We start from the raw sequence: 22809 nt of genomic DNA, 5'->3' as shown, positions 1-22809 counted from the left end.
GCCTTCAGGCCATGGAATTCAATTTTTCCGGGACCGCCCCGGCCGTGTGGTCAGGCTTGCTCGATGCTCAGCGCTGCCCGCCACAGACACGGGCGACAAAGCTGTCGATGTCGCCGTTGAGCGTCACGGCGCGGCGCGCCAGCTCTCCAGCCGATGAAAGCACCTGACTGGCGGCGGCGCTGGCGTCCTGTGCGCCCGAGGACACGCTGGTCACCGCGTCGGCCACGGTGCGCACGCCGGCCGACGCCTCGCGGATGGACCGGCTGATCTCGTCAATGGCCGCGCTCTGCTGTTCGGCGGCGCTGGCGATGCCGACGGCGATCTCGTCGATGTCGTGGATCATGCCGCCGACATGCTGGATCACCGTTGCCGTCGCTCGGGTCACCGACTGGACCTGGGAGATCTGGGCGGTGATGTCCTCCGTCGCCTGGGCCGTCTGGTTGGCGAGATTCTTCACCTCGGTCGCCACCACGGCAAATCCCTTGCCGGCTTCTCCGGCGCGCGCCGCCTCGATCGTGGCGTTGAGCGCCAACAGGTTCGTCTGGCTGGCGATGTCGTTGATGAGCTGAACGACCGCGCCGATCTGATCGGAGGCGGCGAGAAGGGAGCGGATGGTGGCGTCGGCCTCCCGCACCTTCTCCACCGAGCTGCGGGCGAGATCGGCGGTGCGGGACACGCCCTGGGCCACCTCTCCAATGGCGCCCGACACCTCGCCGGTCGCCGCGGCCACGCCGTCCACGTTGGACGACACCTGCTCCGCCGCCGAGGCCGCGGAGAAGGACTGCTCGCTGGCTGTGGCCGCGGTCGCCGTCATGGCGGTGGAGGATGCTTCGAGCTGGGCGGCGCTGGCCGACAGGCTCTGCGCGACCTCCTTGATGTTGGCGCCGATGCGGGTGGCGCTTTCCACGAACTCGCGGCTTTTGCTGTCCATCGCGGCCAGCCCGTCGTTGATCTGGCGGGAATAGGCCCCGAACTCGCCGACCATGCCGGTCATCACGATGCGCCGGTAATACTGTCCCTCCGCCGCGTGCTGCATGGCGGCGTTGGCCTCCTTGCCGAAGGACTCCACACGGTCCAGCAGGCGGTTGATGGTGCGCAGCATGTCCGCGATGGGGCTGTTGCCGTGGATGTTCAGGATGCGCGGCTGAAGGTCGCCCTTCTCCGCCGCGGCGATCACCGTCATGGCTTTCCGGATGGTCCGGTTGGTGAGCCTCAGCCACCGGATCGCGGCAAGACAGGGTATGACTGCCAGCAAGCCCAGCACACCGGCGGTGATGTTGCCGGTGGCGAGACCATGCACCGCCTGCGCCGCCGACAACAGGGCAACCAAAGCGATGGCGGCGAGCGCTTTAGAGACTGAAGACAAACTCGTCATAGCTCGTGCCCTTGTCGCGCAGGAGTTTTTCCAGCATGGCGCCGGAAGCCGTCATCGCGGCGTTGCGGTCGGCGTGCCGCGCCTCTTCCGCCCGCAGCGCGGCGTAGAGGCCCGCCGCCGCCGCCACCGCCGGCCGCGCCGGAACGCGCCGGCTGGAATGGTAGCCGGTGATGGTCCGCCCGTTCCCGCTGTCGGGATTGCCGAAGACCGGCGTGACGTGGGCGAACACCCAGTAATGGTCGCCGTTCCTCGCCCGGTTGATCACATAGGCGAAGATTTCGTTCCCGGCCTCGATGCGGCTCCACAGCAGCTTGTAGACGCAGCGGGGCATGTCCGGATGGCGGACGATGTTGTGCGGCCGTCCCAGCAGGTCCGCCTCGCGGTACCCGCTGATGCGCAGGAACACGTCGTTGGCGTAAGTGATGCAGCCCTTGAGATCGGTCTTCGAGACGATGATCTCGTCGCGGTGAAACGTCCGCTCCTGTCCGGTCAAGCCACCGTGTGTGCCGTCTATGCCGACCGCCATGACCGTCCGCCTCTCAAACACCTGACAAACAGGTCACCAACTCGACCGTTGGTAATAACTTTTGCCAATGACTCATAGCGTACGTAATAATCAGTTGGCTTTAAAAACGGACCGCCACGAGCTGCGACAAATTGTACCACTCATCCCCAGGGTACGGCGGCTCACATGCCCGGTTCGTAGACGACGACCCGGTTGCGCCCCTCGCGCTTGGCTCGGTAGAGGGCAAGGTCGGCGCGGTGGATCGCCTTCTCCAGCGTGTCGTAGGCATTGTCCAGCGCGGAGATGCCGATGCTGCTGGTCAGGTGGAAGCGGCCCTCAGGGCCGGGAATCGCCATGCGGGACAGGTGACGGCGCACCCGCTCCGCCACGACGCGCGATTCCTCCGCGGTGGCGCCGGGCAGGACAACCACGAACTCCTCCCCGCCCAGCCGGCCGAGAATGTCGTATTCGCGCAGGATGGCCTGACAGCCGCCGGCCACCATACGCAGGGCATCGTCACCGGTGGCGTGGCCGTAGCTGTCGTTGATGCGCTTGAAATGATCGACGTCCAGCACGAAGACCGACAGCGGCTCGTTGAAGCGATGGGCGCGGGCCAGCTGCGATCGTGCCAGTTCCATGAAGGAACGGCGGTTGTAGATTCCCGTCAGCGGGTCGCGGGACGCCATGTCCCGCAAGGCCTCCTCCATGTTGCGGCGGTCGGTATAATCGTAGATCCAGGCCAGATTCACCTGAACGCCCTGGATCACCGCCTGATTCACGGTGAACAGAGTCCAGAAGGACGAGCCGTCGGCCCGGCGGAACTGCACCTCCATGTTGGTCACCGACCCATAGGAACGCAGGCGATCGATCACCCGCTCCCTCTGGTGCCGGTCCAGATAATAGTCGCGGGCTTGGCGGCCGATCAGATCCTCGCGAGTCAAACCGATCAGTTCGGCGAATCGGGTGTTGACGAAGATGATCTTGCCGTCGTCGCGGCGCGACACCGACACGCCGATCGGGCTCTGCTCCAGGATGGCCTGGAGTCGCTCCTCGCTGGGCAACCCCTCGGTCAGGTCGTGGATCACGCCGACGATGCCGCCCAGGTTTCCGGCACTGTCGCAGAAGACGGCCTTGGTCAGGCTGGACAGGCGGGTAGTGCCCCCGACGAAGGGAACCGCCTCCTCGTAGCTGCGCTGCCCCCAGTTGACGGTCAATTCGCGATCCTGGTCGGCGTGCGCCTTGGCAATGCGCGGGTCCATCACGGCGAAGGCGGTCTTGGTGACGATGCTGCGGCGCTCCAGCCCGGTGTAGCGCTCGAAGGCGTCGTTGCAATCGGTGTACTCGCCCGCCGCGTTCTTCACGAAAACGGGAACCGGCAGCGTCTCGAACAGCACCTCCTTCATCAGGAGCTGGTCGCGCAGCGCGGCCTGCGCCTGCCGGTGGTGGGTGACGTCGGTGTAGACGCGCAGCGACTGCCGCTCCCCCAACGGGCCGGTGAGGGGACCGACCGACTCGGACACCCAGACGGTTTCGCCATCCAGGCGCCGCAGCGGGCGTTCTCCCGACGCGTCCGGAAGCGCCGGGAGAACGGCGTCCTCCGGCTCGAGCGCCGCTAGGTCGCTGCCGGTCAGGCCACCGGGCGCATAGCGCAACAGACGGTGCAGAGCCGGATTGGCATACAGGATGGTCCCCGTGTCCGTGGTGACGCAGACCCCCGATGGCAGCGTGTCGAACGCACGCCACAGCGCAGCCCGGGTTTCCTCCGCATCCCCAGAAGGACTCATTGAACCGACCGAATCCAGCATGGCCCCCACAGCGTCATGGAAGATTCTTGCGCCACGATAGGGCAAACCAGGAGTACGTTAGCCGATGCGCCTTTTTGCCCCTGTGTGCCATCTTGTCGCGCTATGGTGGTGATCGCCTATTTTAAGCGCAAAATCTATCGATTATTGAATGTTTCACACGCAACCATCACACGGTCTTCCGTCGGCTGGTCCGCCGGCAGCCCCAACCTCAACCAGTGCCGCCGATAGTCGAACCGGCGCACCAACACCCCGGTCCGGCCCAACGCGTTGTAAAGCCCGGCAGCCTGGGTGTCGTCTATGAGACGAAAGAGCGAGGTCCCTCCGGCGACGCGCAGCCCGGCAGCCGCCAAACGCGCGTCGAAGCGGGCCGCGGCCTCGGTCAGACGGCGCCGGGTGGCGGCGATCCACGTCGAATCCGACAGCGCCGCGGTGGCGACGGCCAGCGCGGGACCCGACACCGCCCAAGGTCCCACAGCGGCACGCAGATCCTGGACCAACGCCGGCTCGCCGAGCAGGAAGCCGAGCCGGACCCCGGCCAGCCCGAAGAATTTCCCGAAGGAGCGCAGGATGACCAGCCCGGGTCTTCCGGCCTCCGACGTCACGCTGCATTCCGGGGTAACCTCGGCGAAGGCCTCGTCCACCACCAGCCAGCCGTCCCGCGCCGCCTGCCGCTCCGCCAGGGCCAGCAGGGTTTCGGGCGGGACGATGCGGCCGTCTGGGTTGTTCGGGTTCACGACCACGACCACGTCGGCGTCGCATCTCTCCAGCGATTCCACCTCGGTCACGCGATGGCCGGCCTTGGCCCAGCCCGCGGCGTGCTCGGCGTAGGTCGGCCCGAGCACGGCGACCATCCCTGGACGGCGCAGCCGCGGCAGAATCTGAATCAGCGCCTGGGAACCGCCCGCGGCGGCGACGCGGTCCGGCGACGGCACGCTGTAGCAGGCCGCCGCAGCCTCGCGCAGGGCCGTTTCGGCCGCGCGGCCCGGCAGGCGCGCCCAGGCATCGGCCGGGATGGGCGGCAGCGGGTAAGGCCAGGGGTTGATGCCGGTGGACAGGTCCACCCAGGGCTCCGGCGCCCCCGGAAAGGCCGCCCGCGCCGCGTCGAGGTCGCCGCCATGGATGATCTCCTCTTGAGTGATGCCATCCTGGACGATCCTCTTGGACCCCGCCGCCGATTCCGCCATCATCCCGCCCCTTCCCTTCCCCCAGAGGAATCGTTCCCGTGGAGCTTCATCCGTCCGTGCTCGCCGCCGCTCTCCTCATCGAGGCCGCCGCCGGCTATCCGGACGCACTCTACGCCCAAATCCGTCACCCGGTGGTGTGGATCGGCGCGCTTATCGCCCAGCTTGACCGCGCGCTCAACCGCGACCGTGATTCTTTCGCCATCCGCAAGGCGGCGGGGGTGCTGGCGCTGCTCGTCCTGCTGCTGGTGGTGGGCGGCGCCGCGTCGGCGGTGGCGGGACTGTGCCGGCACCTGCCGCTGGGCGGCCTCCTCGAAGCAGCGCTGGCCTCCACCCTGCTGGCGCAGCGCAGCCTGCACGACCATGTCGCCGCAGTCGCCGCCGCCTTCCGCAACGACGGGCTGGAAGCGGCGCGCGAGGCCGTGTCGCGCATCGTCGGCCGCAACCCGGCGAGCCTCGACGAGCATGGGGTGAGTCGCGCCGCCATCGAAAGCCTGTCGGAGAACTTCTCGGACGGAGTGGTCGCTCCGGCCTTCTGGCTGCTGGTCGGCGGGCTGCCGGGAATCGCGCTCTACAAGGCGATCAACACCGCGGACAGCATGATCGGCCACCGCACTCCCCGGCACGAGGCGTTCGGCTGGGCCGCGGCGCGGCTGGACGATCTGGTCAACCTGCCCGGCTCCCGCCTGTCGGCGCTGCTGATCTGGGTCGCTGCCCGCTTCACCGAAGGGGCCGACGCCGCCGAGTCCTGGCGTTCGGTGCGACGCGACGCCCACCGCCACCGCTCCCCCAACGCCGGCTGGCCGGAGGCGGCGATGGCCGGGGCGCTCGACCTCCGGCTCGGCGGACCGCGGGTCTACGGCGCGGTTCGGATCGAGGATGCCTGGATGGGGCCGGGCCGCACCGCCGCCACGGAGCAGGACATAACCCGCGCCCTTCACCTGTACCGGCGTGCCTGCATCGCCCTGGTGGCCAGCGCGCTGCTGCTGGCGCTGACCCTCTGACCGCGTCAAAGGAAAAGGGGCTCCGAAGAGCCCCTTTTCCAATCAGACAACCCGGAAGTTCTTGAACTGCCAGGGATCGTCGTGGTCGATGTCCTCGGGGAACAGACGCTCGCGGTCCTGGAGCGGAGTCCAGTCGCCATAGGCGCCGACCAGCTCGCCGAGATAGGGCTTGGCGATCTCCAGGATGCGCTGGAAGTCGATCTCGTCCGGCTCGACAATGCCGCGGTTGGGATTCTCCAGCGCCCAGATGATGCCGGCCAGAACCGCCACCGTGACCTGCAGCGAGGTCGCGTTGTTGTAGGGCACCAGGGCGCGCGCCTCGTCGATGCCCAGGCGGGAACCGAACCAGTAGATGCCCTTCTTGTGGCCCATCAGCAGCACGCCCAGCTCGTCGGTGCCGCTGACGATCTCGTGCATCATCAGGCGCTGGCTCGGCTGCATGTACCAGTTCTTGCCGGCCAGCTCGTGCACCGACTTCACCGCGTCATCGCACGGATGATAGGCGTAATGCACGGTCGGGCGGTAGGTGACGTGGTTGCCGTCGCGCTGGGTGTAGTAGTCGGCGATGGAGATCGCCTCGCTGTGGGTGATGAGGAAGCCGTGGAACGGCCCCTCCAGCGGGGTCCAGGTGCGCACGCGGGTGGAGGCGCCGGGCCGCATCAGATAGATGGCGGCGTCGCAGCCGAACTCGTGGCGGCGGCCATCGACCGGGAAATGCTTCTCGTGGCTGCCCCAGCCGAGTTCGGTGGGCTGGCAGCCTTCGCCGACAAAGCCGTCGATCGACCAGGTGTTGACGAACTCGCCCACCTTCTTCGGCTCGTTGGAGACCTGGGTGTCGCGCTCGGCGATGTGGATCACCTTGACGCCCAGCTTGGCCGCCAGGGCGCCCCAGCCGGCGCGGTCCTTCGGGACCTCCGTCGATTCGCCGATGTCGGCGGCGACGTTGAGCAGCGCCTGCTTGACGAAATGCGAGACGAGGCCGGGGTTGGCGCCGTGGGTCAGGACGGCCGTCGGCCCGCCCTCATAGGCGGCGCGGTGCGACAGCGCGGTTTCGCGCAGGGCGTAGTTGGAGCGCAGCGACGGCGACAGCGACGGGTCGGTGTAGCCCCCGGCCCACGGTTCGACGCAGGTGTCGATGTAGAGCGCGCCGACCTTGTGGCAGAACTCGAACAGGGCGACGGACGACACGTCCACCGACAGGTTGACCAGGAAATCGCCCTTGCCCAGCATGGGCTCCAGAACCTGGACGTAATTCTCCTTCGTCAGCGGCAGGTTGATGAATTTGACGCCAAGCTCATCCGCCTCGGCATGACCGCGCTCCTCGGCGGTGACGATGGTGATCTGGTCCTTCGTGATTCCGATGTGGCGCAAAATCAGGGGCAACACTCCCTGGCCAATCGATCCGAAGCCGACAATGACCATGCGGCCGGTGAAGGTGATGTGCTTGGTGTCCAGGGTCATCTAAGACGGTCCCCCGTGGTTGGCGTGACAGAAATACAGCCCGTCACCCTCGCGCCTCTTGCAAAGGCGGAGGGTGGCGGACCAACGATGGTTTACGGTGATTTTTTAGGGATATCCACAGCTTTCCCGCGATGCGGGACTTATGCCACGCAGCTCTTGAGGACGTAGCCGGGCGTTTCCAGCAGCGGCGCGTCCGAAACCTCGACCACGCGGGCCTGGTCGAACCCGTTGAAGGCGGTGCGCAGGCAGGAGCCGTAGGCCCCCAGCTGGCCCAGTTCGATCCAGTCGCCGGCACGGATGTCGGCGGGCAGGTGGAACGGGCCGTTCATGCGGTCCGCGCTGTCGCAGGTCGGGCCGTAGAAGGCGAAGGCCTCCACCGGCTCGTCGCCCATCGGCGCGAACGGACGGATCATGCGGACCGGGAAGCGGAAACCGGGAACCCCGGCGTCCGACAGGGCGCCGTAGACGCCGTCGTTGATGAACAGCTCGTTGCCCCGGCGCTTGACCACCTGCACGACCAGCGACACGCCCGGCGCGACCAGCGCGCGGCCCGGCTCGCACCAGACGCGGCAGTGGGCCGGCAGGTCGAGCTTGGCCACGCCGCGGGCGATGGCCTCCATGAAGTCGCCGAGCGGCGGCGGGGTGACGCCCGGGTAGGAGACGGGAAAGCCGCCGCCGACATCCAGAACGTCGATCACCACGCCCGACTCCGCGATGATGCGGCCGGCCAGCTCCAGCGCCCGCTCATAGGCGGACGGGTCGAGCATCTGCGAGCCGACATGGAAGGACACGCCGACCTTCGAGGCCACCATCCGCACCGCCCGGAGCAGTTCCACCGCATCCGCCGCCGGGGCGCCGAACTTGCCGGACAGGTCGTAGACCGCGTTGCCCTTCGGCAGGGCCAGACGCACGACGAGGCCGAGGTCCTGGGCGTCGCCCGTCTCCTCCAGGATCTTCTGAAGCTCCTCCATGCTGTCGAGCACGAAGTCGCGCACGCCGTACTGCTGGTAGGCGGTGCGGATCGCCTCGCGCCCCTTCACCGGGTGCATGTAATGCAGCACCGCGTCCGGGAACATCTGGCGGATCAGGCGGATCTCGCCGGGCGAGGCCACGTCGAAGTGGCGCACGCCGCCGGCCCACAGGGCGCGCAGCACCGCCGGCTCCGGGTTGCACTTCACGGCGTAGAGCACGTCGCCGGACACGGCGGCGTCGAAGGCGGCTACGAAGCTGGACGCGGTATCGGCCAGGACGCCCGGACGGATGCAGTGCATCGGCTCCTCGGGCCGGGCCAGCGCCACCGCCTGATGGACGGAGGTGCGGCGGTCCGACACCGGCGAAGCGCCGAAGGACGGGGCGGAGACGGAAACGCCGCGGCGCAGCGGGGCGACGGCGGAACGGGAACGGATGAAGCCCATGGCGCACTCCTTACCCTGGGCCACCCGGCGCGGGGCGGTCCAGCGAACAGACGGGAATCCGACACGACCGTCGAAGCCGCGGATCGGAATTCGGGTTGTGGTGAAAGGCGACGGAGAAAAGCCGGGTCGAACGCTCACGAGCGGGCTAACAGCTCCGCAGGTTCAAAGCGTCGATGTCCGGCTATGGGCTACCGTCTGGGAGCCCTGCCGTGGAGAGCCAACATGCCTACCTCCCTCTCGGGACCGGCCCACTGATGACCGGTTCTGCCAAAAAGGACGCGGTACGTCGTTGCATAACCACAGAGGGCCATTGGCACGTGCGAGTGCGTCGTGCCCGATGAATTACGCTTTTTCCCCGGCGATTCAAGTGATTTTTTGATGACAGGCCGGGATCGGCTTGGCAACGGAACGATGGCGGCGATCAGCGGGGCGCCGCGTCCGTCGTCTCGGCGAAGGCCGGGCGGTCTGAGCCGAGCACATGGTCCAACAGCCAGAAGCGCAGGAATCCCCGCACCGCGACACCGGGGTCGAGGCGCCCATCCTCCACCTGCTGGCGGATGCGGGCGAACTGCCCCTCCAGCAACCGGTGATGGTTGCGGTGAGCCACGAAGCGGCCCGGCGCCACACGGCGCAGCACCCCTTCCTCCATGGCGAAATGGGCGTGCACATGGTCGTGCAGCAGCCCCAGAAGGTCCAGTGATTCGCGAACCGGCGCCCCTTGGCGGCTCATCAGGTCCAGTTCGTTCATGAGGTCGGCGAGTTGGCGGTGCTGCGCGTCGAGCGGCCCCACCCCGACGTCGAAGGCGCTGTTCCAGACGATCAGGGTCTGCCCTTCCGGCGTCCTGGAGGCGTCGCGCACCAGCGCGGTGTAATCGCCGTCGTGCCGGATCTCGTGCCCGCACAGCGCGGCGTCCAGAGTGCCCGCAACCGTGCACAGGAAGTCCGAGGTGACGTCGCAGTGGCGCACATAATCGATCAGGCGGCCGAACTGCTGGTCCAGCATCGCGTGATGGCTGGCGTGCTCCTCCCACCGGGTGAAGCCAGCGGCGCGGATGATGACCTCCTCATGGTCGAAATGCGTGCGCATCTCGTCCGCGAAGCGACTGAAGCGGGGAACCATGGAGTCGCGGGTGGCGCCGGACGCGCATTCGCGGCGGATGGTCTCGACATGGTCCATCAGTGAGCTGTGGGCCGCGTCGATGAAGCCGTTGCCCGTGCGCGGGACGGTGTGGCCGTCCGTGGTCATGGAACCTCCGAAGCGGGTGACGCCCCGCCATGGGTTGTGCGCTGGTGCCGAAGGGCTTGTAACAGCACCGGTTTTCGGCCGCAATCGGCTGCGGCGAAAGGTAACGGCCGTGTCCGGATCATGGCGGACAGATCATGGGACGCGACCGGTTTCGGACTCGAACTTCGGAAAGCGGTCGGCGATCACATCGCCGGTCACGGACGCCACCCAGCCGTCCGGACGCGTGAAGAAGCGGATGGCGGTGAATTCCGGGTCCGGTCCCATGTCGAACCAGTGCTTCGTCCGCGCCGGGATGCTCAACAGGTCGCCGGCCCCGCACACGATGCGGAACACCTTCTCGTCGACATGCAGATAGAAGGCCCCGCTTCCCTGTACGAAGAACCGGGCCTCGTCCTCGTCGTGGGTGTGCTCCGCAAGGAAGGCGGCGCGGCGGGCCGCCGCGTCCGGCAGGCCACGCGGCATCCGCACCACGTCGGCGGATTGGAAGCCGCGCGCCTCCTTCAGGGCCGCCACCGGCCCGGCGTAGGCATCAAGCACCGCCTGGGCATCGGCGGCGTCGGGGATGGCCTGGGGCGTCGGCCAGCGCTCGAACAGCACCCCGGCCAGCGCCAGATGGGCGGTGACCAGCGCCGGGTCGGCGGACGAGAGTTCCGCAACGCTGGGATCGGTGTCGCTGTAGACGGACAAACGGGCCATGGTCGCCTCGTTGTGCAGGTGCACTCAGAATGAGACGAAGCGGCGCCCGGCGCAACCGAAACGGTTGAAGCCATACCTCAGTATGCGCGCAATGAACGAATCAGCGGCGGATCGCCAGCCCCAGCGACACGATCAGCCCCACCGCCAGCAGAAGCCCGACGAATCCGCCGACTCCGGCCCAGCCGAACCCGTGCCAGAAAACGCCGCCCAACGTCCCGGCGATGGTGGAGCCCATGTAGTAGCAGAACAGATAGATCGCCGACGCCTGACCACGGTTGACCGGCGCCCGCTGCCCGATCCAGCCGGAGGCGATGGTGTGGACCCCGAAGAAAGCGAAGGTGAACAGGGCGATGCCCGGCGTCATCGTCCACAGGCTGTCCGGCGTCATCAGCGCCAGACCGGCCGCCATCATCGCCGCGGCGACGGCCAGCACCCTGCCCCGCCCCAGCCGCACCGCCAGCCCGCCGAACAGCGGCGAGCTGACGACCCCGCAGAGATAGACGGTGAAGACGGCACCGACCGCCGCCGGGCGGAGGTCGAAGGGTGGCGCCAGCAGGCGGAAGCCGATGTAGTTGAAGACGGTGACGAAGGCCCCCATGGACAGGAACCCCATGGCGAACAGGGCGAGCAGCCCGCGGTCCATCAGGTGCCCGCGCCACGCCTCGGCCAGTTTCCGTACGCCCGCCGGCCGCCGCTGGAAATGGCGCGAGGCGGGAAGCGCGACCCACACCGCCACGGCGGCGGCGATCCCGAGCGTGCCGATCACCCCCATCGCCATGCGCCAGGACGCGACGTCGGCGACCAGCGCCGTCAGCGCCCGCCCCGACATGCCACCCAGCGCCGTTCCGCCGATGTACAGGCCCATGGTGACTCCGGCGGAGCGTGGGTCCACCTCCTCCGACACGTAGGCCATGGCGACCGCGGGAAGACCGCTGAGGGCCATCCCTTCCAGCGCCCGCACCAGCAGCAGCGAGGCCCAGTCCGGCGCCATCGCCCCGCTGATGCCCAGCGTGCCGGAGGCGAGCAGGGAAAGCGCCATGATCGCCTTGCGCCCGAACCGGTCGGACACCGCCCCGGCGACCAGCAGCGCGAAGGCCAGAACGCCCGTGGACACCGACAGGGCAAGGCTGGACTGCGCCGGGGTGACGCCGAACTCCCGCGTGAACTCCGGCATCAGCGGCTGCACGCAGTAGAGCGCCGCGAAGGTGGAGAAACCGGCGACGAAGAGAATGCGGCTCGCCCGCTTGTAGGCCGGCGTGCCGGCGACGAGATACTCCGCCGCCACGCCCTTCTGTTCAGCCGCTCCTTGCCCCGCCGGTTCGATCCGAACCCTGCCGAAATCGCCGTCCGCCACGTCGGTCCGTCCTCATGATGCGCCGCAACATGCACGCAAGAGGGGAATGTGCGCCCGCGACGGCGTCCTGTCCAACGGATCGGACGCAGTGCAGCAATATGATTCCGTTATGACAACCGGCCACTTATGACAACAGGGTGCCCGGCGGATTCAGGGGATCAGCGCGCCGAGGTCGAACTCCTTGGCGAAGGCCAGCATGGCGCCGCAGGCGCTGGCCGACGACACGCGCAGCACGCCGTTGCCGACCACCGTCGGGAACTTGCTTTTCTGAAGCGCCTGCTGGGCGCGCTCCAGATCGGCCACCGTCAGCACCATGCCGGCCAGGAAGGGGCGCGGAACAGCCAGCGCCGGGTCGCCGGTCCAGCCCCAATGCAGCGCGGCCGGATCGGCCACCACGATGGGGGCGCTGCCGGTCGGCACGACGCGCGCCGGTCCCCGCGCCTCCACCGCCGTGCCGAACAGCCGGGCGTAGGAGGCGGCGGTGGCGTCGGGATCGTCGGCGGCAACGACCAGGGCGGCGAGGCCGGTCACCGTGTTGTCGTGCTGGATCAGCTCGGGACGCCAGACCACCTCGGGGGTGTGGTGCTGGCACAGGAAGACCCGCCCGCCCCATTCCGGCACACCGTCGATCGGGGTGGTGGTGAAGCGCGCCTGCTGCGCGCCGCCCGGCAACTCGACGGGGCGGCCGAACTCCACCGGCTCGCCCGCCGGATAGCCGGCCTCGACCAGAAGCCGCTGCGCCGCCCGCGCGTCGTCGGTCTTCAACGCCGCCGCGGCAATGCCCTCGCGGGTCTTCAGCACGTCGCTGAAGAAGGCGGTGAAGGGGTGCGGCTGCTCGATGGCGAGCAGTTCCAGATAGTCGCCCGCCCCGAACATGATGGTGTGGTTGGCCGACTTCAGCTCGCCATGCCGGCCCTTCGGCGAGATGGTGAAGCCCATGCGGCGATAGGCGTCCTGCGCCTTCTCCAGATCGCGGACGACGATGACGAGGTGGTCGATGCCGTTGATTCCGTGTGCGCCCATGACCCTTGCCCTTCCGCTTTGCCGGCTTTTCGCGTCCGGCCAGCCATAGTGCAAGGGGGCGGCGCGGCGCAAGTGTCAGGGAGCAAGGGTCAGGGCGCCAGCGGTCGCTCGCGCCATGCGGCAACGACGTCCGGCATGGGCGGCGATTCCCCATGCTCGCCGTGGATCGCCAGAATCTCCGCCGGGGCGACCACGGCGCCGCGCGCCACGAAGGCGCCCTGCACCACGGCCAGCGCCGCCGTGCCCGCGGCGGTCTCCACCCGGTGCTCGATGAAGAAATACTTGTCGTCCCAGCACAGCACGCGGGTCGCCAGCTCGAAGCGCTGGAAGGGCGCCAGCGGGCGGCGGAAGCGAACGTTGGCGGCGCCGATCACCGGTTGCCAGCGGTGGCGCAGGATCGACCGCCCCATGCCGGAGCGCAGCATCAGATCGACCCGTCCCAGGTCCATGACGCTGAAATAGCGGGCGTTGGTCATGTGCAGGTTGAGATCAAGGTCGGTCGGCCAGACCCGGAAGCGCAGCCGCGCCGGTTCCAGGAACCCCACCGGCCGGCCGCTCAGAGCGGTCGCGATGACGGCGATCAGGCGGAACAGCAAATTCATGACCCTATCCCCTCCGGCCCGGCCGGGCGGACGGGACCGCACCGGCTCAGGCGCTCTTGGACGCCAATCCGCGCTCGTCCAGCGCGGCCTGCACCTGGGCCTCGATCTCCCGCAGTTCGCCCACGGTCGCCTCCAGGTCCTGGCGCTGCTGCTCCAGGTCCTTCAGCCGCGCGTCGATGCGCTTCTGCAGGACCTTCAACTGCTCCACCCCGCCATCGACGTTGTAGAGGTCCAGATACTCGCGGATCTCCGCCAGCGAGAAGCCCAGCCGCTTGCCCCGCAGGATCAGCTTCAGCCGGGCGCGGTCGCGCTTGGTGTAGACGCGGTTGTTGCCCAGGCGGTTGGGCGACAGCAGCCCCTTCACTTCGTAGAAGCGGAGGGCGCGCGGCGTGATGCCCAGTTCCTCCGCCAACTGATTCACCGTGTAGAGCTGTTCCATGGTGGGGGGCACGCCTTCCGTCACGTCGCGCCGCGGCGGCGTGGGGAACGAAGGCCGCTCGTTCCACGCCGCCGGACGGCGTCTCCGTTCCTACCACACACACCACGGCGTGACAAAGCCACGCGCTTTTCCCACGTCACTCCCCGGTGTCACTCCCCGGTGTCACTCCCCCGGCTTTTGCAGGGTCTCGGCGATCAGCTCCTTCTTCGACAGCTTGCCAACCGCCGTCTTGGGCAGCTCGGCACGGAAGTCGATCAGCTTCGGCATCTCGATCCGCGAGATCTTGTCGCGCAGGAAGTCCTTCAACTCCTCCGCGGTCAGGCTGGCGCCGGGCTTGAGCTGCACGAAGGCCTTCGGACTCTGGCCGCGGTAGTCGTCGGGGATGCCGATGACGCAAACGGCCACCACGTCGGGGTGCTGGTAGATGGCCTCCTCGATCACGCGTGGATAGACGTTGTAGCCGCCGCAGATGATCAGGTCCTTCAGCCGGTCGAGCAGGAAGACGTAGCCGTCCTCGTCCATCAGCCCGACGTCGCCGGTGAACAGCCAGCCGCCGACGATGGTGCGCCGGCTCTCCTCGTCCTGGTTCCAATAGCCGGCCATGACGTTGGGGCCGGACAGCGCGACCTGCCCCTTCTCGCCGGGCGGCAACACGCGGTCGGGATCATCCAGCGCGCGGATCTGCACCATGATGCCGGGGAGCGGCAGGCCGATGGAGCCCTCCTTGTTCACCCCGGTCAGCGGGTTGCAGGCGCAGACCGGCGACGCCTCGCTGAGACCGTAGCCCTCCACCAGCACGCAGCCGGTGGCCTCCTCGAACTGGCGCTTCAGCTCCATCGGCAGCGGCGCCCCGCCGGAGATGCAATAGCGGATCGACCGCATCGGATGGCGCGCCACGTCGGGATGGCTCAGCAGCGCCTTGTACATGGTCGGCACGCCGGGCAGCAACGTGGGCTTGCGCCGGGCGATGGTCTTCAGGACCTGCAGCGTGTCGAAGCGCGGCAGCATGACCAGCTCCGCCCCCGCTGCCAAGCCCATGTTCAGGATCACCGTCATGGCGAAGACGTGGAAGAAGGGCAGGACGGCGAGCATCCGCTCCTCGCCCAGCGCCATGCCGGGGAACCAGGCCTGCACCTGCCGGGCGTTGGCCACGAGGTTGGCGTGGGTCAGCATCGCCCCCTTGGGCACGCCGGTGGTTCCGCCGGTGTACTGCAGCACCGCCACGTCGCGCCGCGGGTCCACCCGCACCGGCTGGACCACGCCGTCGTTGGCCAGCAGCGAGTCGAAATCCACGTGCCGCCCGTCCTGCGGGATGCTGGCCAGTTCGCTGCGCTTTAGCACGCGGAACAGCACGCTCTTCACCGGGGACAGGATCGAGGCCATGCGGCAGACGACCACCGTCTTCAGCCGTGTGCGGTCCAGCATCGCCTCGATGCGCGGGTAAATCTGCTTCAGATCGAGCGTGACCATGATCTCGGTCCCGGAATCCTCGATCTGATGCTCCAGCTCCCGCTCGACATAGAGCGGGTTGTAGTTCACCACCGTGCCGCCAGCCTTCAGAATCCCGAAATAGGCGATCACGTAGGTCGGCGTGTTCGGCAGGCACAACCCCACCCGGACACCCGGCTTCACCCCCATCGCGGCGAAGCCCTTGGCCGCCCGGTTCACCAGCCCCAGCACCTCCGCGTAGCGGTAACGGCGGCCGAGAAAGTCCAGGCACGGACGGTCGGCGTAGCGACGGGCGGCCTCCTCGAACAGCTCGGCCAGCGACGTCACGGCGATCTGTTGGTCCCAGGCGATGCCCTCGGGGTAGTGGGTCAGCCAGGGATGGGCCGGCGTGTCCTCCCCGATGCTGCCCCGGCGCGCAAGATTCTCGGTCATCTCCGATCCTTCCGGCTGCGCGGCGGGTCAGGACAAGCGACGGCGGAAGGCGGTGCGGGGCTTTCGGAGTCCGGGCGCGGCGGTCTGCATGGTTTCACTCCCCTCGATTGATTTGATGGTTCCCGGATCGTTGAGGCGCCGGAAACGTTTTGGTTATGACGTTGACGTAAACGTAAACTCCGCCTACTGTCAAGGTCCGACAGACACGAATTCAAGGGAGAGTGACTGATCCATGGTTGAGGACATCCTGCGCGAACTTCAGTCCCGCTCCACCAGCTTCCGCAGCCTGAAGGCCGACGTCCGCTTCGCGCTGGAGGACGGCGAGGCGGTGCGGGTCAACGCCCGCGAGACGCCTGTCGCCATCGCGCGGGAGGACGCCGGGGACGCCGATCCCGACTGCACCATCCGCATCTCCGCCGAGAATCTGAAGAAGCTGATGGACGGGCGGCTGAACCCGATGCTGGCCTTCACCATGGGCAAGCTGAAGGTGGACGGATCGATGGGCGTCGCCATGAAGCTGGCGCAGCTTCTCGACGACTGAGCGACGGGAACCGGGCGGCGGCACCACCGTATCTCCGGCGACGTGGAGCGCGATCTGTGGTTCGACGCGCAGGGCACGCTGCTGAAGACCCGCTTCAAGCGCAGCGGCTACGATGTTACCTACATCCTGGACTGAGATGTGTTCTGCGTGAGGGTGTGATGCCGCTGTTCGTGTTCCCCGACGACCCGTCCTGGAACGAGGAGGCCGATGCCGTGGAGTTCGCGGTGGAGGTGGGGGAGTATCACGGGCGGGTCTTCGTCCCGCGCCGCGCCTTGCAAACCCTCGCCGGCCATCTGCCGAAGCCGGACGAGGCGCTGCAGTATGTCTGCCTGAACCGGCCGGTCTTCGACAAGGCGGTGGAGGCCCGCATCATGGACCGCAAGCTGGACCCGGATGCGAACGTCCATTTGACGGCACGGGACGTGCGGCGGGTGGCGCCGTAGGGTTGAGTGGTCGCGTCGCCCCCCTCCCGGCCTCCCCCCGCTCCGCAGGGGGAGGAGAAAAAGCCCTCCCCTGCGCAGCTCTCGCGCAAACCGGAGGTTTGCGCTGACGCGGCAGGCGGACCTTTGGTCCGCCGAGAGCGGGGGAGGGTTGGGTGGGGGCCCGGCTCGACACCCTCAAATGCTGTAATTGTCCGCGATCCCCGACCGCAGCTGCTCGACCTGCTCGCGGAAGCCGCCGCTCTCGCGGCCCGGCTCGTTGCGCACGTCCTGGACGATGCGCGCCGGGCTGCCACCCAGAACAATGATGCGGTCGGCGAGATGCACGGCCTCTTCCAGGTCGTGCGTGACGAACAGCACGGTCTTGCCCGTCTCGCGGTGGATGCGCAGCAGCTCGTCCTGAAGGCTGTGCCGCGTGATGGCGTCGAGCGCGCCGAACGGCTCGTCCATCAGCAGAATGTCCGGATCGACGGCCAGGGCGCGGGCGATGCCGACGCGCTGGCGCTGGCCGCCGGACAGCTCGTAGGGCCAGCGCCGCCCGTAATCGTCCAACCGGACGAGGCGCAGCGCGGCGGCCACCCGCTCCTCCCGCTCGGCGGTGGAGATCGGCAGCCCCTCCAGCCCGAAGCGGACGTTCTTGGCGACCCGCCGCCAGGGCAGCAGGCGGGCGTCCTGGAAGACGAGGCTGACCGGACGGTGGCCGGGCTTCTTCGTCTCGTGGATGGTGACGGCACCGGCGCGCGCCGTGTGCAGCCCGGCGACGACGCGCAGCAGCGTGGACTTGCCGACGCCGGACGGCCCGACGATGGCGACGAAGCTGCCGCGCTCGATGGACAGATCGACGTCCACCAGGACCGGCGGGGCCTCGGCGCCGTAGCCGATGGCGACGCCCTTCAGATCGATCACAGCGGAGCCGTTTACTTTTGCCATGCGAGCACCCGCTGCTGAACCTGCATGAACAGGAAGTCGCACACGCCGTAGAGCGCCGCGATGGTGACCATGTAGAGCACGACGATGTGCGTGGCGAGCAGGCCGGAGGCGTCGGACATGCGCGCGCCCAGGCCGGAGATGCCGAACAGCTCCGCCGCCACCACCGTCATCCAGCCCTGCCCCAGCCCGGCGCGCACGCCTGCCAGGATGCCCGGCAGCGCGCCGGGCAGGACGATCTTGAACAGGCGCGGGATCAGCCCGCCCTGCCCGAAGGCGTGGCCGAGTTCGATCAGGTCCTTGTCCACCCCGCGCACGGCGCTGTAGGTGGCGTAGTAGTTGATCCAGAAGACCGTCAGCGCGATCAGGAAGGTCGCCGCCGACTTGCTGACGCCGAACCAGATGATGGCGAAGGGAATCCAGGCGATGGACGGGATGGGGCGCAGCATGCGCACCACCCAAGCCTGGAAGGCGTCCCAGATGCCCCAGGTCGCCGCCGCCGTGCCGAAGGTGATGCCGAGGACGGTGCCGAGCGCCAGCCCCGACAGGTAGTGCGACAGGCTGGCGAAGACCATCGCCTGCCAGGTGCCGGACCGGAACTCCGCCAGGAAGGCACCGGGCACGGCGCTGGGCGACGGCAGCAGGCCGGAAGGCACGATGCCGCTGCGCGCCAGCGCTTCCCAGGCGAGCAGGAAAGCGCCGACGCCGAGCGCCGACAGGGCGATGGAGCTGTGAAGCTTCAACGGCTGACGCATCGCGCTTACTTCGCGGCGGCCGCGTCGTAGAAGCGGAAGTCGAACGCCTCCGCCACCGGGACGGTGCCCTCGGCGGAACCGATCTCCTTGGCGTAGGCCATCATCTGCTCGACCGCCGGGACCACGCCGTGCGGGTCGGCGACGAACTTGGAACCCGGCGAACGGAAGGCGGCCTCCAGCGTGGCCGGCTCCATCAGGCCCTTGCCGAGATACTCGTTGGCGACCTTGGCGGAACGGGCCGGATCCTTGGCGATCTGGTCGACGGCGCGGATGTGCGCCTTGAGCAGGCGGGTCAGCGCCTCGCCATGCTCCTTGGCGACCGGGTCGCGGACCGCGATGACGGTGCCGGGCTGGTTCGGGAACATCTCCGCGCCGGTGGCGAGCAGACCGACGTTCGGGTCGACCTTCTGGGTCACGGTCACCGTCGGCTCACGGATCGTCGCGGCGTCGAGCGCGCCGGCGAGCAGAGCCTGCTGGGTCTTCTCGATGCCCATGGAGATGATCTCCACGTTCGCCGGGTCGGCCTTCACCACCTTGAACAGCCAATGGCGCAGCACCGTGTCCGGGACCGAGCCCGGCGGCTGCGTGCCGATCTTGACCTTGCGGCCGCTGTCGGCGACGAACTTCGCGATGGACTCCGCGGTGGCCTTGCCGCCCAGCGCCTTGGCGAACTCGCCGCGGCTGGCGACGACCATCTCCTCGACCGCCGAGTTGGCGATGACCGACACGTCCGCACCCTTCGAACGGGCGACCAGGACCGGGGCGACGCCGGCGTAGAGCAGGTCGATCTTGCCGGCGGCCATCGCCTGGATCGCGTGCGGGCCGGATTCGAACTTGGTCAGCTTCAGGTCGATGCCCGCCTCGCGCGCCCAGCCCTCCCCTTCCAGGATGAACAGCGGCGCGGCGGCGAGGATGGGGATGTATCCGACCTCCAGCTTCACCGGATTGGCGGCGCGGGCCGCGCCGGGCGTGAAGGCGGTCAGGGACGCGGCGGTCAGGGATGCGACGGCGGCCACAGCCAGCATCGCGGAGCGTCGGGTCAGGGCGGTCATGAATCCATCCTCGCTGGAAATACCCGGCCTATTTAGCACATCCCCTATCGGAAGGAAGAGCGAATTGCACAAATTTGCATGATGCAATGCCCTATTAAACTGTGAAAATTTGTTCTTTTGACCGTCAAAAAGGCCCAGCCAAAGCGGTTTTCCGGCCTCCGAACTTTGCCGCCGCGATTACTTCAACCTCTAATTATCATTTATAAAAGATTAGCAACCAGTATCCAATTATCCGGTATGGCCCACAGCGGGAGAGGGAATATGACCGCCATCGACTCCACAAAGGCGCAGCCCTTCGCATCTGCCCTTTCCCAATGGACCAGAACCGGTCCGACGAAGCTTCAACCCACCATCCCGGAGAACGGCTCCAGCCCCGCGGGCGATCAGGTGACCTTGTCCGCTCAGGCCAAAGGCCTCATGGCTGGCGGTTTGGAAGCGATTCCGGCCAAGGGAGGACCGACGGAGTTCGCCATCACGGACATCCCGCCGGCGAGCAGCGACCCGACGGACGATTATTTCGCGAAAATGCAGAAGTATTTTGAGGATTTGAACAATTTTACAAAGAAGACCCTCGGCCTGGGCGATCGGGCGGGCGTGACGGGGGTTGGACTCACCGGCGACATCATAAACATCATGAAGAAGGCGGCGGCGAAGGCGGGCATCGTCGAGCCGGAAATGCCCGCCTCGATCAAGGCGATGAAGGAGGAGCGCGAGGCGCGCAGCGCGTCCGAACCGGAGAAGGAACCGGGGCCGGGGATGAAGGGGACCTCTCTGATCACCCTGTACATGCCGGAGGAACAAGGCGGCGGACAGGTTGAAATATGGATCGACAACAAGGGCCTGGACAAGCTTGCTGACCTGTCGTCGCAGACGGTCAAATCCAGCCTCGTCGACCTGATGAAGGGCGACGACAAGGCGGCGGCGGCGAACGCCGCGATCGACAACGGCATCTTCGGAAAGGCCTTCGCGGAGAACGCCGCCTGGCATCCGGAATTCCGGACCCCGAAAGCGCGCATGGCCTATTTCGACCCGAGCGCGGAACCCGGCGAAACTCCGTTGTTCATGATCCAGTCGAAGCAGCAAGCCGGATACGTGTCCCAGCACGCCGGTGATTTGGCGGCAAACCTCATCAACCTGCTGAAGGCGGCAAAGGATTGAGGCGCCGACCTCCCCTTCCCGAAGGAAACGGAAAGCCGACGCCCCTCGTAATGCCCGTCCGCGTTACACCCGGTCGCGCTTCAAGGCGTTCCGGCCGAACGCGCCGTCCACATAGTCGAGCAGTTCGCCCAGCGCCTCCACCGGGGTGACCGCGCCGGTGTCGATGGTCAGCTCCGCCGACTCCGGGGCCTCGTAGGGGGCGGAGACGCCGGTGAACTCCGGAATTTCCCCGGCGCGCGCCCGGCGGTAGAGGCCCTTGGGGTCGCGCGATTCGCAGGTGGCGAGATCGGCGGCCACATAGACCTCGTGGAAGCGCTCGCCGCCGATGGCCCGCGCCCGCGCCCGGTCGGCCTGGAGCGGCGAGATCAGCGACGCGATGACCAGAACGCCCGCGTCCGCGAACAGCTTGGCCGTCTCGGCGACGCGGCGAATGTTCTCCGCCCGGTCCTCCGCCGAGAAGCCCAGCCCGGCGTTCAGCCCGTTGCGGACATTGTCGCCGTCCAGCACGAAGACCTGCCAGCCGCGGTCGAACAGGGCGCGCTCCAGCGCCATGGCCAGCGTGGACTTGCCGGCCCCGGACAGGCCGGTCAGCCAGAGGACGCCGCCCTTGTGGCCGTTGGCGGCGTTGCGCTCGTCCGCCGTGACGGCGTGCGACACCTCGGTGGTGTTGGCCGAGGCGGCGGGACCCTCGTCCACCTCCACCACGATGCAGCCGCCGACCACGTCGTGGCCGTCGATCAGCACGCCGCGCCCGGTGCGCGACAGCGTCGAGGCGAGGTCGACCGCGATCGGCGAGCGGGAACGCAGGACGACCTCGGCCACCTCGTTGCGGTGGACGGCCTTGGCCGGGGTGCTCGACAGGTCCTCGATGTCGATGACGGCGGTGATGCTCTCCACCGTCACGCGATGCTCGCCCGTCGTGATCTTCAGCGTGTAGGTCTTGCCGACCGCCAGCGGCTCTGAGGTCAGCCAGAAGGCCCGCACGCCGACACGGTGGGTGACGTGCGGCGCCCCCTCCTCATGGTGGGCGATGTGGCCGCGCTCGGCGAAGATGCGCTTGTCGAGCGTGATGCCGATGCTCTGCCCGGCCTGGGCGGCGACGATGGGCTGGCTGTGGTTCCACCCCTCGATGCTGACCACCGTGGCGGTGGCGCCGGTCGGCGAGAAGCGCAGCGTGTCGCCGACGCGCAGGCGCCCGCTCTCGATCCGGCCGGCCAGGATGCGGCGGTCGTCGGGCTTGTAGACGTCCTGCAGCGGGAAGCGCAGCGGCAGTTCGGTCGGCGCCTGCTGCGGACGGAAGGCGTCGAGCGCCTCCACCACGGTCGGGCCGTCGTACCAGGGCGCCTTGTTGGAGCGGGTGACGATGTTGTCGCCGTGGCGCGCCGCGATGGGGATCACTGTGGAGGTGTGCAGGCCGAGCTCCGCCAGATAGGCGCGGATCTCGTGGGACACCGCCTCGAACCGGTATTGGTCGAAGTCGACGCGGTCCATCTTGTTGACGGCGACGGCCACTTGGCGCACGCCCAGCAGGTGCAGCAGGAAGGCGTGGCGGCGCGACTGCTCCAAGGCACCCTCGGCGGCGTCGATCACCAGCAGGGCGGCGTCTGCCTGCGAGGCGCCGGTCACCATGTTCTTCAGGAACTCGGTGTGGCCCGGCGCGTCGATGATGACGTAGGGGCGCTGCTCCGTCTTGAAGTGGATCTGCGTGGTGTCGATGGTGATGCCCTGGTCGCGCTCGGCCTGGAGCGCGTCCATCACGAAGGCCCATTCGAAGGGCATGCCGCGCTTGCGGCTCATCTCGTGGACCTGCTCCACCTTGCCGTCGGGCAGGCTGCCGGTGTCGTTCAGCAGGCGCCCGATCAGCGTCGACTTGCCATGGTCGACATGGCCGACGATGACGATGCGGAGCTGGCCGTTCAGTTCGTTCCGGATGTCCATGGTCCCAATCC

22 protein-coding genes are annotated in these 22809 nt (G+C 68.0%); 5 read left to right on the top strand and 17 right to left on the bottom strand.

The features are described from left to right. Positions 1 to 67: 67 nt before the first annotated feature. The 4 genes from ACFPMG_RS04550 to cobD all read right to left on the bottom strand — a co-directional run bounded on the left by ACFPMG_RS04550 (position 68) and on the right by cobD (position 4872). Positions 68 to 1375 (bottom strand): methyl-accepting chemotaxis protein, encoded by a 1308-nt coding sequence (locus tag ACFPMG_RS04550; RefSeq protein ID WP_376994011.1) that lies wholly within the window; start codon positions 1373 to 1375, stop codon positions 68 to 70. Then, positions 1350 to 1901, bottom strand: a complete 552-nt coding sequence (locus ACFPMG_RS04545) for a PAS domain-containing protein (RefSeq protein WP_376994010.1) — start codon at positions 1899 to 1901, stop codon at positions 1350 to 1352. The genes ACFPMG_RS04550 and ACFPMG_RS04545 overlap by 26 nt, the downstream gene beginning before the upstream one ends. Before the next feature lie 161 nt (positions 1902 to 2062). Next, the gene (locus ACFPMG_RS04540; RefSeq protein WP_376994009.1) at positions 2063 to 3664 is read right to left on the bottom strand and encodes a sensor domain-containing diguanylate cyclase; all 1602 of its coding nucleotides are present in this window, start codon (positions 3662 to 3664) and stop codon (positions 2063 to 2065) included. 155 nt (positions 3665 to 3819) lie between these two features. Continuing rightward, positions 3820 to 4872 carry a threonine-phosphate decarboxylase CobD gene (gene cobD / locus ACFPMG_RS04535; RefSeq protein WP_376994008.1) on the bottom strand — a complete coding sequence of 351 codons (1053 nt, stop codon included), beginning with the start codon at positions 4870 to 4872 and terminating at the stop codon, positions 3820 to 3822. 35 nt (positions 4873 to 4907) lie between these two features. Between cobD and cbiB the strand changes: the two genes are divergently transcribed. After that, positions 4908 to 5870, top strand: a complete 963-nt coding sequence (cbiB, locus tag ACFPMG_RS04530; protein WP_376994007.1) for an adenosylcobinamide-phosphate synthase CbiB — start codon at positions 4908 to 4910, stop codon at positions 5868 to 5870. Positions 5871 to 5912: 42 nt separating this feature from the next. On the opposite strand, the gene ACFPMG_RS04525 is transcribed toward cbiB, so the two are convergent. The 9 genes from ACFPMG_RS04525 to ACFPMG_RS04485 form a co-directional block, all read right to left on the bottom strand. Continuing rightward, positions 5913 to 7331 carry a homospermidine synthase gene (locus ACFPMG_RS04525; protein WP_376994006.1) on the bottom strand — a complete coding sequence of 473 codons (1419 nt, stop codon included), beginning with the start codon at positions 7329 to 7331 and terminating at the stop codon, positions 5913 to 5915. A gap of 140 nt (positions 7332 to 7471) precedes the next feature. Then, positions 7472 to 8746 carry a type III PLP-dependent enzyme gene (locus ACFPMG_RS04520; RefSeq protein WP_376994005.1) on the bottom strand — a complete coding sequence of 425 codons (1275 nt, stop codon included), beginning with the start codon at positions 8744 to 8746 and terminating at the stop codon, positions 7472 to 7474. A gap of 421 nt (positions 8747 to 9167) precedes the next feature. After that, positions 9168 to 9992 carry a hemerythrin domain-containing protein gene (locus ACFPMG_RS04515; protein WP_376994004.1) on the bottom strand — a complete coding sequence of 275 codons (825 nt, stop codon included), beginning with the start codon at positions 9990 to 9992 and terminating at the stop codon, positions 9168 to 9170. A gap of 132 nt (positions 9993 to 10124) precedes the next feature. Continuing rightward, complete coding sequence (locus ACFPMG_RS04510; RefSeq protein WP_376994003.1) at positions 10125 to 10688, bottom strand: 1,2-dihydroxy-3-keto-5-methylthiopentene dioxygenase; 564 nt, start codon at positions 10686 to 10688, stop codon at positions 10125 to 10127. Between the two features lie 100 nt (positions 10689 to 10788). Then, the gene (locus tag ACFPMG_RS04505) at positions 10789 to 12042 is read right to left on the bottom strand and encodes an MFS transporter (protein WP_376994002.1); all 1254 of its coding nucleotides are present in this window, start codon (positions 12040 to 12042) and stop codon (positions 10789 to 10791) included. Positions 12043 to 12192: 150 nt separating this feature from the next. Beyond that, on the bottom strand, positions 12193 to 13065 hold the full coding sequence (locus ACFPMG_RS04500; RefSeq protein ID WP_376994001.1) for a VOC family protein: 873 nt from the start codon (positions 13063 to 13065) through the stop codon (positions 12193 to 12195). 89 nt (positions 13066 to 13154) lie between these two features. After that, positions 13155 to 13667: a thioesterase family protein gene (locus ACFPMG_RS04495; protein WP_376994000.1), complete on the bottom strand. Its 513-nt coding sequence runs from the start codon at positions 13665 to 13667 to the stop codon at positions 13155 to 13157. A gap of 46 nt (positions 13668 to 13713) precedes the next feature. Then, positions 13714 to 14106 carry a MerR family transcriptional regulator gene (locus tag ACFPMG_RS04490; protein WP_094302185.1) on the bottom strand — a complete coding sequence of 131 codons (393 nt, stop codon included), beginning with the start codon at positions 14104 to 14106 and terminating at the stop codon, positions 13714 to 13716. 162 nt (positions 14107 to 14268) lie between these two features. Continuing rightward, entirely contained in the window at positions 14269 to 15987 is a 1719-nt protein-coding gene (locus tag ACFPMG_RS04485) for a long-chain-fatty-acid--CoA ligase (RefSeq protein WP_376993999.1), read from the bottom strand. A gap of 232 nt (positions 15988 to 16219) precedes the next feature. Between ACFPMG_RS04485 and ACFPMG_RS04480 the strand changes: the two genes are divergently transcribed. The 3 genes from ACFPMG_RS04480 to ACFPMG_RS04470 are packed head-to-tail and all read left to right on the top strand — an operon-like array spanning position 16220 to position 16971. Further along, complete coding sequence (locus ACFPMG_RS04480) at positions 16220 to 16528, top strand: SCP2 sterol-binding domain-containing protein (protein ID WP_014240763.1); 309 nt, start codon at positions 16220 to 16222, stop codon at positions 16526 to 16528. A 42-nt stretch (positions 16529 to 16570) separates the two neighbouring features. Continuing rightward, entirely contained in the window at positions 16571 to 16663 is a 93-nt protein-coding gene (locus ACFPMG_RS04475; RefSeq protein WP_247889751.1) for a DUF6134 family protein, read from the top strand. Positions 16664 to 16686: 23 nt separating this feature from the next. Further along, complete coding sequence (locus ACFPMG_RS04470) at positions 16687 to 16971, top strand: DUF1488 family protein (RefSeq protein ID WP_038527656.1); 285 nt, start codon at positions 16687 to 16689, stop codon at positions 16969 to 16971. Positions 16972 to 17145: 174 nt separating this feature from the next. On the opposite strand, the gene ACFPMG_RS04465 is transcribed toward ACFPMG_RS04470, so the two are convergent. From ACFPMG_RS04465 to ACFPMG_RS04455, 3 genes are read right to left on the bottom strand one after another with little or no spacing between them, the layout of a single operon-like run. Then, a complete protein-coding gene (locus ACFPMG_RS04465; RefSeq protein WP_376993997.1) occupies positions 17146 to 17898 on the bottom strand; it encodes an ABC transporter ATP-binding protein in 753 nt (250 codons plus the stop codon). Further along, positions 17886 to 18650 (bottom strand): ABC transporter permease, encoded by a 765-nt coding sequence (locus tag ACFPMG_RS04460; protein WP_014240759.1) that lies wholly within the window; start codon positions 18648 to 18650, stop codon positions 17886 to 17888. The genes ACFPMG_RS04465 and ACFPMG_RS04460 overlap by 13 nt, the downstream gene beginning before the upstream one ends. Positions 18651 to 18655: 5 nt before the next feature. After that, a complete protein-coding gene (locus ACFPMG_RS04455; RefSeq protein ID WP_376993996.1) occupies positions 18656 to 19702 on the bottom strand; it encodes an ABC transporter substrate-binding protein in 1047 nt (348 codons plus the stop codon). A 261-nt stretch (positions 19703 to 19963) separates the two neighbouring features. Here ACFPMG_RS04455 and ACFPMG_RS04450 point away from each other — a divergent pair, with 261 nt between their 5' ends. Further along, a complete protein-coding gene (locus tag ACFPMG_RS04450) occupies positions 19964 to 20860 on the top strand; it encodes a hypothetical protein (RefSeq protein WP_376993995.1) in 897 nt (298 codons plus the stop codon). Between the two features lie 63 nt (positions 20861 to 20923). Here ACFPMG_RS04450 and cysC read toward each other — a convergent pair whose 3' ends face one another. Next, positions 20924 to 22798 (bottom strand): adenylyl-sulfate kinase, encoded by a 1875-nt coding sequence (gene cysC / locus ACFPMG_RS04445; protein ID WP_376993994.1) that lies wholly within the window; start codon positions 22796 to 22798, stop codon positions 20924 to 20926. Between the last annotated feature and the right edge of the window lie 11 nt (positions 22799 to 22809).

The organism is Azospirillum himalayense, from assembly GCF_042657465.1.
Taxonomy (GTDB): Bacteria; Pseudomonadota; Alphaproteobacteria; order Azospirillales; family Azospirillaceae; genus Azospirillum; species Azospirillum himalayense.
The sequence above is the reverse complement of the archived record's forward strand: the minus strand, read 5'-3'. Positions and strand labels throughout refer to the sequence as shown.

Bases quoted from the DNA above. Each gene is read 5' to 3' on its own strand.
- ACFPMG_RS04550 (WP_376994011.1), bottom strand. From the start codon at position 1,375: ATGACGAGTTTGTCTTCAGTCTCTAAAGCGCTCGCCGCCATCGCTTTG.
- ACFPMG_RS04545 (WP_376994010.1), bottom strand. From the start codon at position 1,901: ATGGCGGTCGGCATAGACGGCACACACGGTGGCTTGACCGGACAGGAG.
- ACFPMG_RS04540 (WP_376994009.1), bottom strand. From the start codon at position 3,664: ATGAGTCCTTCTGGGGATGCGGAGGAAACCCGGGCTGCGCTGTGGCGT.
- cobD (WP_376994008.1), bottom strand. From the start codon at position 4,872: ATGATGGCGGAATCGGCGGCGGGGTCCAAGAGGATCGTCCAGGATGGC.
- ACFPMG_RS04525 (WP_376994006.1), bottom strand. From the start codon at position 7,331: ATGACCCTGGACACCAAGCACATCACCTTCACCGGCCGCATGGTCATT.
- ACFPMG_RS04520 (WP_376994005.1), bottom strand. From the start codon at position 8,746: ATGGGCTTCATCCGTTCCCGTTCCGCCGTCGCCCCGCTGCGCCGCGGC.
- ACFPMG_RS04515 (WP_376994004.1), bottom strand. From the start codon at position 9,992: ATGACCACGGACGGCCACACCGTCCCGCGCACGGGCAACGGCTTCATC.
- ACFPMG_RS04510 (WP_376994003.1), bottom strand. From the start codon at position 10,688: ATGGCCCGTTTGTCCGTCTACAGCGACACCGATCCCAGCGTTGCGGAA.
- ACFPMG_RS04500 (WP_376994001.1), bottom strand. From the start codon at position 13,065: ATGGGCGCACACGGAATCAACGGCATCGACCACCTCGTCATCGTCGTC.
- ACFPMG_RS04495 (WP_376994000.1), bottom strand. From the start codon at position 13,667: ATGAATTTGCTGTTCCGCCTGATCGCCGTCATCGCGACCGCTCTGAGC.
- ACFPMG_RS04490 (WP_094302185.1), bottom strand. From the start codon at position 14,106: ATGGAACAGCTCTACACGGTGAATCAGTTGGCGGAGGAACTGGGCATC.
- ACFPMG_RS04485 (WP_376993999.1), bottom strand. From the start codon at position 15,987: ATGACCGAGAATCTTGCGCGCCGGGGCAGCATCGGGGAGGACACGCCG.
- ACFPMG_RS04480 (WP_014240763.1), top strand. From the start codon at position 16,220: ATGGTTGAGGACATCCTGCGCGAACTTCAGTCCCGCTCCACCAGCTTC.
- ACFPMG_RS04470 (WP_038527656.1), top strand. From the start codon at position 16,687: ATGCCGCTGTTCGTGTTCCCCGACGACCCGTCCTGGAACGAGGAGGCC.
- ACFPMG_RS04465 (WP_376993997.1), bottom strand. From the start codon at position 17,898: ATGGCAAAAGTAAACGGCTCCGCTGTGATCGATCTGAAGGGCGTCGCC.
- ACFPMG_RS04460 (WP_014240759.1), bottom strand. From the start codon at position 18,650: ATGCGTCAGCCGTTGAAGCTTCACAGCTCCATCGCCCTGTCGGCGCTC.
- ACFPMG_RS04455 (WP_376993996.1), bottom strand. From the start codon at position 19,702: ATGACCGCCCTGACCCGACGCTCCGCGATGCTGGCTGTGGCCGCCGTC.
- ACFPMG_RS04450 (WP_376993995.1), top strand. From the start codon at position 19,964: ATGACCGCCATCGACTCCACAAAGGCGCAGCCCTTCGCATCTGCCCTT.
- cysC (WP_376993994.1), bottom strand. From the start codon at position 22,798: ATGGACATCCGGAACGAACTGAACGGCCAGCTCCGCATCGTCATCGTC.